The sequence below is a fragment of the Sporosarcina sp. FSL K6-1508 genome, from assembly GCF_038007465.1.
In the GTDB taxonomy this organism is placed as follows: domain Bacteria; phylum Bacillota; class Bacilli; order Bacillales_A; family Planococcaceae; genus Sporosarcina; species Sporosarcina psychrophila_B.
Map to the genome: position 1 here is coordinate 4,133,283 of NZ_JBBOXF010000001.1, position 17,341 is coordinate 4,150,623.

General features: G+C 43.0%; 14 protein-coding genes. All 14 read right to left on the bottom strand.

Annotated elements, in window-relative coordinates; translation table 11 throughout:
- Positions 1–97: 97 nt before the first annotated feature.
- On the bottom strand, positions 98–1,345 hold the full coding sequence (locus tag MKZ11_RS21235) for a competence/damage-inducible protein A (protein WP_340796337.1): 1,248 nt from the start codon (positions 1,343–1,345) through the stop codon (positions 98–100).
- Between the two features lie 14 nt (positions 1,346–1,359).
- On the bottom strand, positions 1,360–1,938 hold the full coding sequence (pgsA, locus tag MKZ11_RS21240; RefSeq protein ID WP_340796338.1) for a CDP-diacylglycerol--glycerol-3-phosphate 3-phosphatidyltransferase: 579 nt from the start codon (positions 1,936–1,938) through the stop codon (positions 1,360–1,362).
- A 50-nt stretch (positions 1,939–1,988) separates the two neighbouring features.
- Positions 1,989–2,867 carry a helix-turn-helix domain-containing protein gene (locus MKZ11_RS21245; RefSeq protein ID WP_340796339.1) on the bottom strand — a complete coding sequence of 293 codons (879 nt, stop codon included), beginning with the start codon at positions 2,865–2,867 and terminating at the stop codon, positions 1,989–1,991.
- Between the two features lie 16 nt (positions 2,868–2,883).
- The gene (locus MKZ11_RS21250; protein ID WP_340796340.1) at positions 2,884–3,681 is read right to left on the bottom strand and encodes a DUF3388 domain-containing protein; all 798 of its coding nucleotides are present in this window, start codon (positions 3,679–3,681) and stop codon (positions 2,884–2,886) included.
- A 151-nt stretch (positions 3,682–3,832) separates the two neighbouring features.
- Complete coding sequence (gene ymfI / locus MKZ11_RS21255) at positions 3,833–4,567, bottom strand: elongation factor P 5-aminopentanone reductase (protein ID WP_340796341.1); 735 nt, start codon at positions 4,565–4,567, stop codon at positions 3,833–3,835.
- Complete coding sequence (yfmH, locus tag MKZ11_RS21260) at positions 4,564–5,862, bottom strand: EF-P 5-aminopentanol modification-associated protein YfmH (protein WP_340796342.1); 1,299 nt, start codon at positions 5,860–5,862, stop codon at positions 4,564–4,566. Before yfmH ends, ymfI begins: the two co-directional genes overlap by 4 nt.
- Before the next feature lies 1 nt (position 5,863).
- Positions 5,864–7,138, bottom strand: a complete 1,275-nt coding sequence (gene yfmF / locus MKZ11_RS21265; RefSeq protein ID WP_340796343.1) for an EF-P 5-aminopentanol modification-associated protein YfmF — start codon at positions 7,136–7,138, stop codon at positions 5,864–5,866.
- A 189-nt stretch (positions 7,139–7,327) separates the two neighbouring features.
- Positions 7,328–8,287 (bottom strand): ABC transporter permease, encoded by a 960-nt coding sequence (locus MKZ11_RS21270; protein ID WP_340796344.1) that lies wholly within the window; start codon positions 8,285–8,287, stop codon positions 7,328–7,330.
- Between the two features lies 1 nt (position 8,288).
- Entirely contained in the window at positions 8,289–9,335 is a 1,047-nt protein-coding gene (locus MKZ11_RS21275; RefSeq protein ID WP_340796345.1) for an ABC transporter permease, read from the bottom strand.
- Positions 9,325–10,896 (bottom strand): ABC transporter ATP-binding protein, encoded by a 1,572-nt coding sequence (locus MKZ11_RS21280; protein ID WP_340796346.1) that lies wholly within the window; start codon positions 10,894–10,896, stop codon positions 9,325–9,327. Before MKZ11_RS21280 ends, MKZ11_RS21275 begins: the two co-directional genes overlap by 11 nt.
- A 134-nt stretch (positions 10,897–11,030) precedes the next feature.
- The gene (locus MKZ11_RS21285) at positions 11,031–12,104 is read right to left on the bottom strand and encodes a BMP family lipoprotein (protein WP_340796347.1); all 1,074 of its coding nucleotides are present in this window, start codon (positions 12,102–12,104) and stop codon (positions 11,031–11,033) included.
- Positions 12,105–12,152: 48 nt separating this feature from the next.
- Positions 12,153–12,881, bottom strand: a complete 729-nt coding sequence (locus MKZ11_RS21290; protein WP_340796348.1) for a GntR family transcriptional regulator — start codon at positions 12,879–12,881, stop codon at positions 12,153–12,155.
- Positions 12,882–13,040: 159 nt separating this feature from the next.
- The gene (locus MKZ11_RS21295) at positions 13,041–15,380 is read right to left on the bottom strand and encodes an FtsK/SpoIIIE family DNA translocase (RefSeq protein WP_340796349.1); all 2,340 of its coding nucleotides are present in this window, start codon (positions 15,378–15,380) and stop codon (positions 13,041–13,043) included.
- Between the two features lie 253 nt (positions 15,381–15,633).
- Positions 15,634–17,301, bottom strand: coding sequence for a ribonuclease J (locus MKZ11_RS21300; protein WP_340796350.1), 1,668 nt, complete (start codon positions 17,299–17,301; stop codon positions 15,634–15,636).
- Positions 17,302–17,341: the final 40 nt, after the last annotated feature.

A 17,341-nucleotide genomic window follows, 5' to 3' on the forward strand; every position in this document is an offset into this window, starting at 1 on the left:
CGAACATTTATTCGTCATTTTTTCTTAAAAGGAGAATTTAAATGAGAATAAGGGGTATATTCAAAATTTAAGTGAGAAAATGGCTTAGATTTTGAATTTAGCTTTCTTTGGCAGACAGATATTTGATGAGATAATAGAGCGCAAATCTTGCTGCTCTGAGACGATTCACATTTCTTGAACCCGACAGCAACAATTTATACGTTTCGGTTTCAGCGTTTGCAGAAGAGATACCAATCCAAACAGTACCAACCGGCTTTCCATCATGGGAGTCTGGCCCCGCCGCACCAGTGAGGCCGATTCCGATATCAGCATTAAACTTTCGTTTTACGTTTACCGCAAGAGCGGCGGCGCATTCTGCACTAACTACGCCATATTCCGTCAGCAAAGACTGTTCTATACCAAGCTGTTCGGTTTTCGTTTTCTCGTTATAGACAACCAGGCCACCTTCAAGTGACGAACTAATTCCCGGTTCACCGGCTAATTCTGCCATAAATAGACCTGCCGTCAAGCTTTCTGCAGAAGCTATTGTCCAACCATTTCGCATTAGGAGTTCAGCAGCTTTAGATGACAATGTATCCTCATCTGTGCCGTAGATATAGTCCCCCACCAGTGAGCGGATTTCTTTTTCCATAGGTGCAATAAGCTTAAACGCAGCAGCCTCTGATTCCGCCTTTGCAGTGATGCGCAGCGTTACAGCATCGGCTGTTGCCAGCGGTGCTACTGTCGGATTCGTCTGCTTCTCCAAAATGTGCTGGATTCGGTGCTCAAGCTCAGCCTCACCAATACCATAAAACTTCAGCACCCTGGAAGTAATCACTTCTTTTTTCCCTGCAGCGCCCAGCAGATAAGGAATGGCCTCATCTGTAAACATCGGCTCCATTTCATGCGGCGGGCCTGGCAGAAGGATGTATCGAACGCCATCCTTTTCTACAGCCATGCCAGGCGCCATTCCTTTACGGTTCGGTAAGACTTTCGCGCCTTTAAACACAAGTGCCTGCTTCTTATTATTCTCTGTCATTACCCGACCGCTTCGTTCGAAATACTGTTGAATATAAAGCAGCGCCTCGTCATCGCTGACTAACGTCGTACCAATATGTTTCACGATGGTCTCTTTTGTCATATCATCTTTCGTCGGCCCGAGTCCGCCAGAAAAAATTAAAACATCTGCACGTTTCCGCGCAATTTCAATTACTTCATCCAAACGATCCGGATTGTCACCCACTACCGTCTGATAATGAACGTCGATGCCAACTTCTGCGAGCTTTAATGAAATGAATTTTGCATTTGTATTCGTAATTTGCCCCAGCAATAATTCTGAACCAATTGCAATAATCTCCGCTTTCATAGCTTCCCACCCCCTTACATTGACTCAATTAATACGCGTCTGTTTTTATAGAAATAATCTACACCCGACCAAATTGTAAAGAAGAGCGCAATATAAAGCATTATGATACCGAAAGGCACGCCAATCGATTCGAAAAATATATTGTTCAACAACAGGGAAGCGATCGCCAAGATCTGTGTTGTCGTCTTAATTTTTCCGAGCTGGTTGGCCGCCACAACTTCTCCGCCGCCTGCAAGGATAAGCCTAAGTCCCGTGACAGCGAATTCCCGGCTTATGATGATGATAACAATCCACGAAGGAGCTACACCCATTTCAACAAGTATAATGAGTGCAGCAGAAACGAGTAATTTATCAGCAAGAGGATCGAGGAATTTCCCCATAGTCGTTACAAGACCATTTTTCCTTGCGATATAGCCATCTAACCAGTCTGTTATAGAAGCAATAATAAAAAGGAGTCCACCAATTAAATGTTCTTTCATCATTTCAGTACCAGCGACAGTTATCGTGCCCATTTTAAAATCGACTAGCATGAAAACCATAAAAACCGGAATGAGCAGAACGCGTGATATAGTTATTTTATTTGGCAAATTCATAAATTACACTCATCCTTTCAAAGAAAATAGTCATCTGAAGTAGATGACTATCACTCTTTCTTGTATTCAATCACAATGTTTTGCGGAACAGTTGCCTGTGGCGGTACGCCGTACTCAAGTAACTCTCCGTTTACATAGATTTCAGTAGACATTGGGCGCCCTACACGGATTCTGACATTGTCTGTTGCAGAGACATCAAATTCAATCGATTCTCCTGCGTTCATAACACGTGCAGGTGTCATCCATTCTTTTCCGGTATTATCTTTAACACCGATCCAAGATCCTCCCGTTAAGCGAATCTCAAGTTGGAATGATTCCGCTCCGGTTAGCCCATACATTGATGTTTCCCCGCTTGCACTTTCAAAAGTTAAAGCTTGGGGTTCTGGCTCCGGTTCTTCTTCTACTTCTTCTTCTACTACAGGCTTTTCCTCTGCCTTATCTTTGTCGGCCTTAGGAGGATCCTGCTTGCTATTTTCCATTGTTACTGGCGAATTCGTCCCGCCGCTATCCACGTCCACCTGTTTGCCAGGAGATGTTCCTTGATAGAGAGTCCAAATAACAACCAAGATAACGATGATAAATAAAGCAACAATTATTTTCGGCATCATTTCATTTAGCTGTGTATTGCTTTTCAAACCCCTTTTGCGTGTTAATGTCGGTGAAGAAAGCTGACCCGATTCTTCTTCAGCCGGCACTGCTGGAGCTGTATCTTTATACATAGCAAGCATTTCATCGGGATCAAGGCCTACCGCCTCCGCATATTGCTTGATAAACGCCCGCACATAAAATGAACCGGGCATCATACTAAAATCTTCGTTTTCGATACCGGAAAGGTACCGTTTCTGTATTTTCGTTATTGACTGTAAATCATCCAATGTAAATCCTTTAGCCGTTCTCGCCTGCTTGAGACGATCACCTAATCCGGTCACCAAAAACACCTGCCTATCAGAAGTTAAACAAACCCGATCCATCCATTGTTCCACGGTCGGACATCATATGGTTTTTTTCCATCATTTCATATGTAATTTCTTGATCTGGATCTGTTCGTAATTCAATAATGTAATCAAAGTCTTCAATATTATATTCGGAATGCTGAACAAACATATCCGGATGCTCAACCACTTTTATAGATGGCATGCGCATCATTTCCCTAACGAGTTGCATATGGCGCTCATCTTCCGCCTGCCGTGTAACGATTCCGTCAAGAATAAAGATATTATCTTTAGAGAATTCATCGCCCGCTAAGTTTTTACGCAACGTTTGCTTAATCATTGTCGATGAAAGGAAAATCCACTTTTTGTTCGCACAGACGCTAGCGGCAACAACCGATTCAGTTTTCCCAACACGCGGCATCCCGCGTACACCAATCAATTTATGGCCTTCTTGCTTGAAGATTTCTGCCATGAAATCAACCAGAATCCCGAGATCTCTTCGCAGAAACCGGAATGTTTTTCTTTCATCCGCATCGCGCTGAATATAACGCCCATGCCGGACCGCAAGAATATCGCGCAACTTCGGTTCACGAATTTTTATCACATGAATTGTTTCCATCGTTTCAGCGATTTGTTCAAAACGTGCTATTTGATCGTCGTTATCAGCCCGCAGCAACATTCCGCGATGTCCGCCATCGACACCATTAATTGTAACGATGTTCACGCGTAGCATTCCAAGCAGCGACGAAATATCACCCAGAAGACCAGGACGGTTAACCTGAATTTCGTATTCAAGATACCATTCACCCATCCGACACACACCCCTTTGCCGTTTTTTTGAACACGTACTACTTATAGGACGCACAAGAAGCAACTTAGTTCTATGATAGCGGATTTAACGCATTATGAAAAGGAAAAAGGGGAAATAGAGAACGAGGATTGTGGTCCTTCCCTTTCCTGTCTCAAATATACCAGCCGCCATTCACTTTCATAATTTCGCCCGTTATGTAATCTGCCTTGCCGCTTAACAGGAAATTCACCGCTTCGGCAACATGCGCGGGCGTCCCTGTTCTCATAAGCGGAATCTCATCGATGACCATCTGTCGTTCGTCCATTGGTATATCACTGTTCATGCGGGTTTCAATCCATCCCGGAGCGATAGCATTGACGCGAATTCCTGATAAGGCTGCTTCTTTCGCATACGCTTTCACAAAAGCATGTTGTGCCCCCTTCACAGCAGAATACATCACTTCTCCGGCCGCCCCTGTATTGCCCCAAATTGAACCTATCATTACAATGTATGATTGTTCAAATTTGCGTAATTGAGGAGAGACAAGACCTATAAATCGTGCAGGGTTTTGTACATGAACTTTCCATAATGCATCCATGTCTTCCGCAGTCGTTTCCGTTAATAGTTTCATCATCGATTGGCCATTCGCAACAACGACAGCACGAACATGCCGGACTTGTCTAGCAAGTGTTTCCGCACTGTCAAGCGTACTGAAATCCGCCTGAACCAATAGAAAATCTGATTGCGGATAATCCACAATCAGTTCCCTCTGCAAATTCCCGATATGTGCTGCGTTTTCATTGTAATGGAGGAATAGCGACCAGCCTGCTGATGCTAAGTCCCGGCTAATCGCCTCGCCTATTCCACCAGATGCGCCAAGAACGACGCAGTATTTCCGTTCTGTCATTGTGCCTTTTCAGCTGGAACGATTGAATAAACCGTATGACCGCTTTCATCTGAAAATGTATGGAATGCATCTTTCAAATCTTCGAGCGTTAATTTTTCGAGCGTCGGCACAACATCGAACAAGTTCATGTTATTGAACGTGTAACGTGTAAACTGGTTAGCGATAAATTCAGGTGAATTTAATGAACGCATGAATTGGCCAATTTTCTTTTTCCTCATCCTATTTAGTTCTAAATCTGTTATAGGCCACGTTTTCACAGCATTTTGTATCGTTGTCCGGATTTCTTTCTCCAGTTGCTCTGGCTGCTCAGTGTCAGAACCAATCATCGCGAAACCGAATCCGTTTTCCATCGTGAAGTCATATGAAAACGATTCATCGATAAGCCCATCATTATAGGCTTCCGTGAAGAAATCGGAGGATCTGCCAAACAGAATATCAAGGACAAGCCCTGCGGAAAGTTCTTGAATGAGCATCTCTTCTCCTTCAATATCCGTTTTATTGCATTTCAAACCCATATTAAATTTCGGTTTCGATATATCCATAGCAAGTGTCCGATCAGACAATGCAACGGTATCCGCTTCTGTTGGAAAACTTCGTACAATTTCTGCAGGATCATCGAATGTTTTTGCATCCTGATTCTTTTTAATGAATGCCATCATCTCCGCAGGATCAACAGCACCAACAACAAAAAGCACCATATTGGACGGATGGTAGAAGGTTTCATAGCATTCATACAAATAGTCCGCCGTGATATCTTGAATCGAGGCGACCGTACCGGCAATGTCAATTTTCACAGGATGCTCATGGTACAGGTTTTCAATTGTGCCAAAATATAAACGCCAATCCGGCTGATCATCATACATCGTTATTTCCTGGGCAATGATTCCTTTTTCCTTATCAACTGTTTTTTCCGTAAAATAAGGCTCCTGCACAAAATCCAGTAGAATCTCTGTATTGTCATACAACTTATCTGTAGCAGAGAACAAATAAGCAGTTCGTGTGAATGAAGTAAACGCATTGGCGGAAGCCCCGTTCACACTAAATTTCTGGAAAACATCCCCGTCTTCTTTTTCAAACATTTTATGCTCAAGGAAATGAGCGATACCGTCCGGAACCGTCACTTCTTCAGTCTTTCCGCGTGGTATGAATGTCCGGTCGATTGAACCATATTTAGTCGTGAATGTCACAAATGTTTTTGAAAATCCACGCTTTGGTAAAATATAGACGTCCAATCCATTGGCGAGCTTCTCGTTATATAATGTTTCCTGCAAATTATCGAATTGAATCTTTTCCATCTTAGTTAGCCTCCTTGCCAGATAACAGATAAACGATTTCTAGTTTAATTTCAGAAGCCATGTTTTTTACATCCTCTTTGGAAACAGATTCCCAGCCAGAAATGATTGTTTCTGCAGTGAAATTTTCATCCAGTTCTTTGTATTGATCGAATACTTCAATCTGTCCTCGTGCGGAATCAAATGCACTTTTAATACCATTGGCGAGTAACGCTTTCGTCTGTTCCATTTCAAGGTCTGTAATTTCACCTTGTTGGAGTGCTGTCAGTTGTTCTTTAATAAGTTTAACGGCTTTCTCCTCAAGTTCAGCATCGATACCTGCCATTACATAGAGAAGTCCATAGTGGGAAGAATAAGAACTTGATGCGTAGTACGCCATACTTTCTTTTTCCCGCACGTTCATGAATAGCTTACTGTGCGCAAAACCACCGAAAACTCCGTTGGTCACTTGCATTTTTGAATAATCGGGATGGCGGAAAGTAATAGGTGTACTGAAACCAAGATGTAGCTTCCCTTGTTTCATGTCTTGCTTTTCCTGAACATGGAGGACATCTTTATCCTTATCTGCCGGGGGTTGTGCTGCTGATTGGCGTCCATGTACTGAACGGCCATTGAACGTGAATAATGACCTAATTTTCTCAGTCATCTCCTCAACGTCAATATCGCCTACAACATAGATATCGATTTCATCTTCATTTAACATGCTTTCATATGCTGCAAACAAATCTGCAGAGGTAAGTGCGTCTACGTCCGCTTCCGTTCCATACGAGGGTGCCGAAGCTGCGCTGTTGGGACGTATTATTTCAAGCATACGCTTTTGCGCATATCGTGTCTTGTCATCGTAAAGTGAACGAATTCGCTCTTTCACAGACCTTTTTTCACGGTTGACAACTGATTCATCGAACTGTCCGTTCTCCACGTTGGGATCAAAGATCACTGTCTGGATCAGGCTGAACACTTCTTCAAGCACTCCGCCTTCTGAAAGATATTCGTCATTAACACATTCAGCGGAGAGCGACACGATATGAGTCTCCCCACGTTTTCCAGCATCCGTGTACAAGACTGTTCCATATAATTCGTCCAAGGCATTGCGGAGTTCGGTTTGTGTTTGGTAACGGCCATTAGAATCTTCCAAGACATTTGCCAACACTGCGCGATGTGCCGCTTTCTTTTCATCAAGGGCTGTTTTCCACTTGACAGAAAAATTGACGGTTTTGAATTGTTCTGACTTACGGATATATAATGTGACGCCTTCTTGTAACTCGACTTTTTTGAACATATAAACACCTCTGTTTTAGTTAATATGCGGAATCCTCACTTCACTATACATTCCGTAAGTCTAAAGATGCAAATAAACAGGTAAGGCATTTTAAAAAAGCAATCCCTACATGGATATGTGACCTACTTTCTATAGGCTCAAAAATACCTCGAAGTCCAACGTAACAGACTATCGAGGTATTTTCATTTTTTAACGATTTCCTTTAATATAAGGTTCCCCGCTCGCTTTTGGGGCTTTCGATCTTCCAATAAATCCTGCAAGCGCAAGAATCGTCAATGCGTACGGCAAGATATGCAAGTAAACAGCTGGAACGTTTTCCATGAAACTGATGCTCGACGAACTGATCGCAAGCGCTTGTGCGAATCCGAAGAACAATGCAGCGCCCATCGCACCAATCGGATGCCATTTACCAAAAATCATCGCAGCAAGTGCCATGAATCCTTGTCCGTTAATCGTGGCATGACTAAAATCATTCGTCATCGTTTGCGAATAAATAGCTCCACCAATACCTGCCAAGCCTCCCGATATAATAACCGCAATATAACGGATTTTCGTTACATTGATGCCCATCGTATCGGCAGCCATCGGATGTTCGCCGACTGACCGAAGACGAAGGCCAAATGGCGTTTTATAGATAATGAACCATGCTAGAAAAGCAAGTCCGATCGCTAATATCGAAGAACCATAAATCCCTTTGAAAAGTAGCGGTCCGATAAACGGAATTTCATGTAAAATCGGAACATTGAAACGTGGGATGCTCTGTTGGATAAAATCGGTTTGCCCTTTACCATAGATCATTTTTACAGAGAACAAAGCAATGGCAATACCAAGCATATTGATGGCCACCCCTGACACCACTTGGTCAGCACGAAATGTAATTGATGCAACAGCATGCATAATAGAGAAGACGGCAGAAACAACCATTGCCACAAGTAATGCAAGCCACGGTGTCCATGCACCGAAAGTGTCAGCGTAAATCAGATTGAATAAAATACCGATAAAAGCACCCATTACCATTAGTCCTTCGAGTCCGATGTTTACTACACCCGCACGTTCCGAGAAGACGCCTCCGATAGCAGTGAAAATAAGAGGGGCAGCGTATGAAATGGTCATCGGGATAATGAAATAAAGTATCTCTAGAATGCTCATATCATTTCGCCTCCTTTTTCTTTTTCATCTTGCTAAGAAGAACCCGAATGATATAGCCTGATGCAACAAAGAATATGATAAGTGCAATGACAATTGAAACAATTTCAATTGGTACTCCTGCTTCATTCGGCATATTGCCGGCACCATATTTTAATGATCCGAACAGTGATGCCCCGAACACAACCCCAAGAGGCGTATTTGCGCCTAATAAGGCGACGGCAATCCCGTCAAATCCAATACCAGTGAATGCACCGCGATTCACCATGTTACCAAATGTTCCAAGAGCCTCCATCGCACCTCCAAGTCCCGCGAATGCACCCGAGACTACCATAGACAGGATAATGTTCTTTTTCACGTTCATTCCTGCATATTGAGAAGCGTGGTCATTAAAACCGACCGATTTAAGCTCAAAACCTGTTTTTGTTTTTTCCAAGATGAACCACATGACCGCCACCATCGCAAGTGCAACGAAAATCCCATAATGCATCGTAGAAAAGTCGGTCAAATTGGACAGAAATTCTGAACGAAGCGATGCAGTTTGATGAATTTTCTCAGTCTTATAGCCGCCATCCGAGACTGCTTTAATCAGCGCATTCACTGTATGAAGCGCGATATAGTTCATCATGATTGTGACGATAACTTCATGTACTTGAAGTGTCGCCTTCAAAATGCCTGGAATAAGTCCCCAGAGTGCTCCTGCCAATGCCGCGGCAATAAGAGCAAGCGGTAAGTGAATGATTTTCGGCAGTTCAACCGCCATTCCGACGTATGCTGCTGCAAACCAGCCAACCATCAATTGTCCTTCTACTCCAATATTGAAGAGCCCTGTACGGAATGCAAAAGCAACAGCAAGACCCGCTAATATATAAGGGCTTATTTGACGAATCGTTTCTCCTATTGAATACATATCTCCGAAAATACCATTCCATAATGCAGTATATCCAACAATCGGATTGTATCCGCTAAAGTACATAACGATTGCCCCGACAAGCAGTCCTAGAATAATCGAGATGATGGGTACCAATATATTTACAACTTTATTCGACATGGTGATCATCACCTTCTTTCAAAACAACTTCTTCCCCTTTACTGACAGCCCCATCCTTCGAGTGGCCAGCCATCAGAAGACCCAGTTGCTGTTCAGTTGTTTCAACAGGTATTACCGTATCTACAATAACACCATCGTAAATAACTGCAATACGGTCAGAAACATTCATGACCTCATCCAATTCAAACGAAATAAGAAGAACAGCTTTTCCATTATCACGTTGCTCTATTAATCTTTTATGAATGAATTCAATCGCACCGACATCAAGACCCCGTGTTGGAAGAGCAGCGATAAGTAAATCTGGATTCCGAACCACTTCACGGCCGATGATAAGTTTTTGCTGATTACCGCCTGAAAGCGCACGGACCAACTCATGCTCACCTTGCGTCCGTACGTCGAACATCTCGATGATTTCTTTTGCTTCTTCAGATACGACTTTATAATTCATGATGCCATTTTTGGAAAAAGGTTTTTTATAATAGCTTTGTAAAGCTGCATTATAGCCAACAGAGAAGTCAAGAACTAGTCCGTGTTTATGACGATCTTGGGGAATATGACCCAGACCCGATTCTGTAATCTCACGCGGTTTTTTTCCCGTGATATCTTTGGAATCAAGAAATATTTTTCCGCTTTTCACTTTACGAAGACCTGTTATTGCTTCTATTAATTCAGATTGACCATTTCCATCAATTCCTGCAATCCCTACTATTTCACCTTTGCGGACAGAGAGATTCAATCCTTTCAATTTCCTAATCCCTCGATAGTCTTCGACGACAAGATTTTCAATGCGAAGTACTTCCTCTGTGGGATGGGAGGGTCCTTTTTCTGTTTTGAACGTCACTTGACGTCCTACCATTAACGTCGCCAGCTCTTCTGGATTCGTTTCTGAAGTAATAACCGTTCCAATCCCTTTACCTTTACGGATAATCGTCACACGATCAGATACATCCATTATTTCCTGCAGTTTGTGTGTAATGATAATAATCGATTTTCCTTCTTCAATCAGTTTTTTCATGATTGAAATCAGTTCAGTAATTTCTTGGGGCGTCAAAGATGCAGTTGGTTCATCAAAAATAAGAATTTCCGCTCCACGATAAAGCGTTTTCAAAATTTCAACCCGTTGTTGCATACCAACCGAAATATCCTCAATCTTTGCATAAGGATCCACGTCAAGTCCATATAACTTCGAAATTTCAGCTACTTTTTTTGCAGCGTCCTTCACGTTAATCATACCCATTTTTTTCGGTTCATTACCTAGAATGATATTTTCTGTGACTGTCAGATTTTCTACTAGCATGAAATGCTGATGCACCATTCCGATACCCAAATTATTCGCGACATTGGGATCCGTAATGGCAGTTGCTTTTCCTCGCACCCTAATTTCTCCGCCTTCAGGCTGGTAAAGACCAAACAGAACGTTCATTAATGTAGATTTCCCTGCGCCGTTCTCACCTAATAAAGCATGAATTTCACCTTTTTCAAGCTGAAGAGTTATATCGTCGTTGGCAACAAAATTACCGAACTCCTTTCGGATATTCAGCATTTCTATAACATATTCCACTGGGTCCACTCCCTCGCGTATGCGTATGTAAGATTAAATTAACACAAGAAAAGAAACCTTGTACGGAATCTTTTCTTCTATTAATTTAAATCATGAAGGCCGAACTACTTCGGTCTTCATGATTGCTTATACTTTTATTTCTTTTTAGCTCTGAATTCTGGAACTTCGATTTCACCGTCTGCAATTTTCTTTGTAAACTCTTCCACTTCGTCTAGCACTTCTTGTGGAATCGCTCCGTGTGAATCAGCAAGTGCAATACCATCGTCAGCAAGACCGAAAGTTGTTACTTCTCCACCTGGGAATTCACCTTTAGCAGCTAGATCAGCTGTGTTTTTAACTGCGATGTCTACACGTTTAAGCATTGAAGTTAAAGTAATGTTATCGTCGCCCACTTTACCTTCTTCATACTGGTCAGAGTCAACACCGATTACCCAAACATAGTCATTTGGATCTGCTTTTTTACGTTCTTTCGCTTCAGCGAATACACCAGTACCTGAACCGCCAGCAGCGTGGAAAATAATATCTACGCCTGAAGAATACATACGGTTTGCAAGTGCTTTACCAAGTTCAGCTTTTGCAAAATCGCCCGTATATTGAACGTCAACTTTAAGGTCAGGTTTCACTGCTGCTACTCCTGCAAGGAAGCCAGCTTCAAAACGTTCAATTACCGGAATATCCATACCGCCAACAAAACCAATTTTATCAGACTTTGTCATACGGGCAGCTGCTACTCCTGCAAGGAATGCCCCTTCTTGCTCTTTAAACATTAGGCTTGCAATGTTTGGCATGTCAGAAACTTCATCAACAAGTGCGAACTGATTGTCTGGACGCTGTGTAGCTACTTCTTCAAGAGAATCTTTTAACAGGAAGCCGATTCCGAAAATAAGATCGAAGTCACGTTGAACAAGTTTGTTCAAGTTTGGCGGGTAGTCAGCATCCTCTTTAGATTGCAGATATTCAAATCCGCCGTCGCCTCTTTCAAGATTGTTTTCCTTACCGAAATCCTGGATTCCCTTCCAAGCAGATTGGTTGAACGATTTGTCGTCAACGCCGCCTGTATCAGTTACCATTGCAATCGAAAATGTATCTTCTTTCGAACCGCCTGTAGAACTTTCTTTGTCTTTTGCTTTATCCGTTCCGCATGCGCCAAGAATTGTACCAGCAGCTAGGACCATTGATAATGCAAGACCAAATTTACGTTTGCTCATTGTTGGAACCCCCTTGTTTTCTTCATATTAGTAGGACGTATTAACGTCTTATACCCTTTTTCGTACAACGTGGAAGCTGAATTTATCAGCCCGGAAATAGTTTTTAGAGTAAAGGACCATTTCGCCTTCCTCACTGTAATGATGTTGCAGGAGGACGAGTAGCGGAACATCGACACCACATCTCAAGATGGACGATGCTTCATCATCATATCCAACAGGCTCAATATGCGCCACAGCTTGAACGATACGGATTGTGCCAGACTTTTCGATTGCATCGAATATAGAGTCATTCAATAGTTCTTCAGTACTCGACGAAAGGTTTTTTGAAAGCACCTGATCGATACAATAGACGACTGGAGTGCCATCCGCAGTCCTTACTCTTTTAATGGTAACTAAACGATCATCCCCACCGCAGTCAAATTTAGCGATGTTTTCTTCACACGGAGGTGTTTCTGAAACATCCATAAAAATCGTTCCCGGCTCCATCCCTGCATCGCGAATCATAGAAGAAACACTTGATAACTGTTCAATGCCCGAAGAAAACAACGGTTTAGGATTAACAAATGTTCCAACACCGTGTTTACGGACGATGACTTTGTCCTCCTCTAACACACGAAGCGCTTCACGGAGTGTTGCACGGCTGACACCAAGCGTACGAGCGAGTTCGAATTCCGAAGGGAACCGCTCATTCTCTTTGAATATGCCCGATTCTATATCCTTTTTCAGACGTTCAATCACCTGAACATACAAATGCCTTTGATCCGTTTTTACCATCATTACATCTCCCCCTCAACGAGGTCAGACCTCTGATGTTAAACGTCACTACTAATCAACCATACTATATCACTTTCGTCACATAAAATAAACAACACTTTTGAAAAATATTACGAATGTGTTCTTTTAAAGTGCTGAAATGTACCTATTGAGTCACCCCAATTACGAATGGATGTCCGCTTCATCCTTAGTCATCAGCACTTGACGCGGTTTACTGCCTTCAGGCGGCCCAACTACACCGCGCATTTCCATCTGATCAACGATACGTGCCGCCCTCGAATAGCCGACTCTGAAACGACGCTGCAACAGTGATACAGAAGCTGTCTGCATATCTGTCACGAGTTGAACTGCTTCATCATACAACTCGTCTGTTTCTTCATGCGGAGCTACTTCCTCAATATCTGTCGGGATCATTTCTTCCTGATATTGCGCTTTTTGTTGTTCAATCACAAAATCGACAACAGCCTCAACTTCACTGTCTGTGACGAAAGCGCCTTGAATTCGTACCGGTTTCGCAACACCAGCCGGAAGGAATAGCATATCTCCCCTACCAAGCAGTTTTTCCGCCCCGCCACTGTCTAGGATTGTTCTAGAATCAATCGATGACGACACTGCGAATGCGATACGCGAAGGGATATTCGCTTTAATGATTCCCGTAATAACATCGACGCTCGGCCGCTGTGTAGCGATGATCAAGTGGATCCCTGCGGCACGGGCCATTTGCGCAAGCCTTGTAATCGAATCTTCCACATCACTGGATGCGACCATCATAAGGTCTGCTAGCTCATCCACAATAACAACGATGTACGGCATGCGCGGGTGTTTTTCATCATTCTCTTCATTCCACACTTCGATATGCTCGTTATAGCCTTCAATATTCCTAGTTCCCGTATGAGAAAACAATTCATATCTTCTTTCCATTTCAGAGACAACTTTCTTCAACGCTTGTGACGCTTTCCTCGGATCAGTGACGACAGGCGCAAGAAGATGAGGAACGCCGTTATAGACATTCAGCTCCACCATTTTTGGATCGATCATCATCATTTTCACCTCATGCGGTTTCGCACGCATTAATATACTGACGATAATACCGTTGATACATACACTTTTACCGCTTCCTGTGGAGCCAGCTATAAGTACATGTGGCATCTTGTTCAACTCTGTGAGCATCGCCTGTCCTGTAACGTCACGTCCCAGTGAAATCATCAATTTTGAATCTGGCCGATTATTTTCTTTCGCTTCAACGACTTCACGGAGACTGACAACTGCAACCGAACTGTTTGGGACTTCGATACCTATTGCCGACTTTCCGGGAATTGGTGCTTCAATACGGATACCACTTGCTGCTAGCGCGAGTGCAATATCATCGGCAAGGCTGACGATACGGCTAACTTTGACCCCCGTATCCGGCAATACTTCATATTTCGTGACAGCCGGTCCAAGATGTACCTCAGTGACCTTTGCTTTCACTCCGAAACTGAGAAAAGTTCGTTCTAGCTTTTGGGCATTCGCCTGTATTGAATTATATTCTTCCGATTGATCGATTAAGGGTGTTTGTTTCAGTAAGGATGCGGGGGGCAGGATATAAGATTCATTCTCTTCTTCCCCCGTCACACCTGTATAGGCAGCAATTTCTCCGATGATCTCGCCGGTAATTTCTTGTTGCTGTTCTTCCACAACAGCCGCTTGCTCATCCTCAACTGGCTTATCAATCCGTTCACTAAATGCCGAGATGATCGGTTGTGACACGACTTCCTCGACTTCCGGCTGGAGTCCTGCTGAATTTCCTGCTGGTTGTTCCTCCACTGATTTTGCGTTCTTTTTCGAGCGCGTTGTTCTCGATTGGCTGACAGACTTTTTAGCGGGCGGTGCTTTTTTAAAGGATAAGTCTTTTAAAGACCCTAGCAACTTAGGTAAATGTTCAACCGCATAGGGGACTAGTGCTTTTCCAGTTATGAGGACAAGACCAATGAGAAAGAATAAAATGCCTGCAACTGTTGCTCCGGCCGAATCGAATAACGAGTAAAACATAGCAAAGAGAAATGCTCCCGCCATCCCCCCGCCAAGTGCCCCACTCCTCGATGTAATGCCATCATTCGTGACGAGCACTTTCCATGTCTCTTTTAGCGCGGAATCCGTCATAAGAACACGACTTTCATACAACTCCTTAAACAGGTGGACATGACTGAACAGAACAAGGCTCGCCAAGATGAATAAACTGCCTCCCACAACACGGTTTCTCCAACCGCCTACCTTCTGTTTAATCATGAACATAAGCGCCTGTACAATGAGCAACAATGGGATTGCAACATGCCAGTTGCCAAAAATAAATCTAGACAAGGAGGAGAGTCCTCTCCCGACAACCCCGAATTCGAATATGATGATGATTGCGAGGCCGATCATTACCAAGCCCATCACTTCATATATCAAAGGATGCAACTCGGATGATTTCTTTTTCTGAGCGGCCGATTTCTTTTTCTTTTTACTTGTTTTCTTCGACATGTTCTTACGCTGCCTCCTTTTTACAAAAAAGGGTTTCCCGCCGGTCAGACGGCAAGGAAACCCTTTGTAACGTTTTTATAGATTTTATATAAATTGAAATAAAGATTTCCCTCAAATACGCTTCGGCACTTTTGGGATGCCTTCCGCCATAAGACTGACTGCTTGGCTAATAGTCTTATGGCTCTTGCTCCCCCTAGGCGCCTACGCTCAAATTATACACGTATTCATATGTTCAACTTATATAGTTTTTGAATTAGTATTCCATAATGATAGGAATAATCATTGGCCTTCTTTTTGTTTGTTGGTATAAGTACGAACTAAGTGTATCGCGTATCTCTTGTTTAATGTTTGTCCATTCGAACGTCTCTTTATTCACATACTTCTCAACAATTTTGGTAACGAGGTTTGCCGACTCACCGAGAAGCTCTTCAGATTCACGTACATAGACAAATCCGCGAGAGACGATTTCGGGTCCGGCAGCGATACGTTTCTGTTTACGATTTAGCGTTACAACAACTGTAAAGATCCCGTCCTGTGAAAGGAGTTTGCGGTCACGGAGAACAATATTTCCAACGTCCCCTACTCCAATTCCATCAATCAGGATATTACCCGCTTGAACGCGTCCGCTCATACGCATTTTATTGTTTTTATATTCAACGATGTCGCCTTTATCCGCAATAAATACTTGTGACTTTTGCATTCCCGTCTCCTGTGCCAGCTTCGAATGCGCAATAAGCATCCGGTATTCGCCTTGGATTGGAATGAAATATTTAGGTTGCATTAAGTTCAGCATCAGTTTCAAGTCTTCCGAACTGCCATGCCCTGATACGTGAACATTTTTACTTGAAGTAAGAACCGAAGCTCCCGCTTTTGCAAGGTCATTCATCGTCTGGAACATAGATACTTCCATACCCGGAGATGGCGTAAACGTAATTAGAACTGTATCCGTTTCTTTGATGCGCACATCTCTATGCTGTTTACGAACAATCTTCTCAAGAGCTTCCAGCGGCTCACCTTGGTTGCCTGTGACGATAATGACAACTCGATCATCGTCATACTTCTCGATTTCTTTGACAGGGATAACAATGTCATCTTCAATCGTCAAATAACCGAGTTTCATGCCGACTTCAAAATAACTTTCCAAACTTTTACCGACGACCGCCACTTTTTTGCCTGTTTCGAACGCTGTATCGAAAACTTGTTGGATACGGATGAAGTTGGAGGCATAAAGTGCAACTAGAATTCTGCCTTCAGCTCCGTGGAACGTTTTAGAAAGGCTTTTTTCAATAACCGATTCAGATGTCGTATAACCTGGACGCTCTGCTTCGGAAGAGTCCGACATAAGAATGAAGACGCCTTCTTCGCCAAGTGCAGCCATCTTCGCTATATCTGGACGATACTTGCCTTTAGCAGACTGATCGAATTTGAATTCTCCTGTATGCACAATCGCGCCTTCACTCGTATGGAAAACAATTCCGAGCGAATCTGGGATACTGTGTGTCGTATGGAAGAATGTCACATACGTACCTTTGAAATTCATCCGGCTTTTGTTCGTCACTTCAAAAAACTTAACATTCTGGGGGGCCGGCATTTGCTTCAGGTGTTCTTTTGCCAGTGCAATTGTCAATTTCGAACCATAGACAGGCGCTTGTACTTTTTGCAAAAGATATGAAATAGAACCGATTGCATCTTCATGACCGTGTGTCAGGAAGATTCCTTTTACCCGTTCTTTGTTTTCTTCGATATAACTTATATCCGGAATTACAATGTCAATTCCTAGCATTTCTCCTTCAGGGAACATGAGTCCCGCGTCAACGATGAAAAGCTCGTCATCGACTTCGACTACGTACATCGCTTTCCCGATTTCTCCCACTCCGCCGAGCGGAATGATTTTAATTACTTCATTTTGAGTTTTTGTCACTTTGTTTCCTCCTATTAATAATTCCCGTCCATAACGACTA

Coding starts and splice junctions, on each gene's coding strand:
- MKZ11_RS21235 (WP_340796337.1), bottom strand. CDS start 1,345: ATGAAAGCGGAGATTATTGCAATTGGTTCAGAATTATTGCTGGGGCAA.
- pgsA (WP_340796338.1), bottom strand. CDS start 1,938: ATGAATTTGCCAAATAAAATAACTATATCACGCGTTCTGCTCATTCCG.
- MKZ11_RS21250 (WP_340796340.1), bottom strand. CDS start 3,681: ATGGGTGAATGGTATCTTGAATACGAAATTCAGGTTAACCGTCCTGGT.
- ymfI (WP_340796341.1), bottom strand. CDS start 4,567: ATGACAGAACGGAAATACTGCGTCGTTCTTGGCGCATCTGGTGGAATA.
- yfmH (WP_340796342.1), bottom strand. CDS start 5,862: ATGGAAAAGATTCAATTCGATAATTTGCAGGAAACATTATATAACGAG.
- yfmF (WP_340796343.1), bottom strand. CDS start 7,138: ATGTTCAAAAAAGTCGAGTTACAAGAAGGCGTCACATTATATATCCGT.
- MKZ11_RS21270 (WP_340796344.1), bottom strand. CDS start 8,287: ATGAGCATTCTAGAGATACTTTATTTCATTATCCCGATGACCATTTCA.
- MKZ11_RS21275 (WP_340796345.1), bottom strand. CDS start 9,335: ATGTCGAATAAAGTTGTAAATATATTGGTACCCATCATCTCGATTATT.
- MKZ11_RS21285 (WP_340796347.1), bottom strand. CDS start 12,104: ATGAGCAAACGTAAATTTGGTCTTGCATTATCAATGGTCCTAGCTGCT.
- MKZ11_RS21290 (WP_340796348.1), bottom strand. CDS start 12,881: ATGATGGTAAAAACGGATCAAAGGCATTTGTATGTTCAGGTGATTGAA.
- MKZ11_RS21295 (WP_340796349.1), bottom strand. CDS start 15,380: ATGTCGAAGAAAACAAGTAAAAAGAAAAAGAAATCGGCCGCTCAGAAA.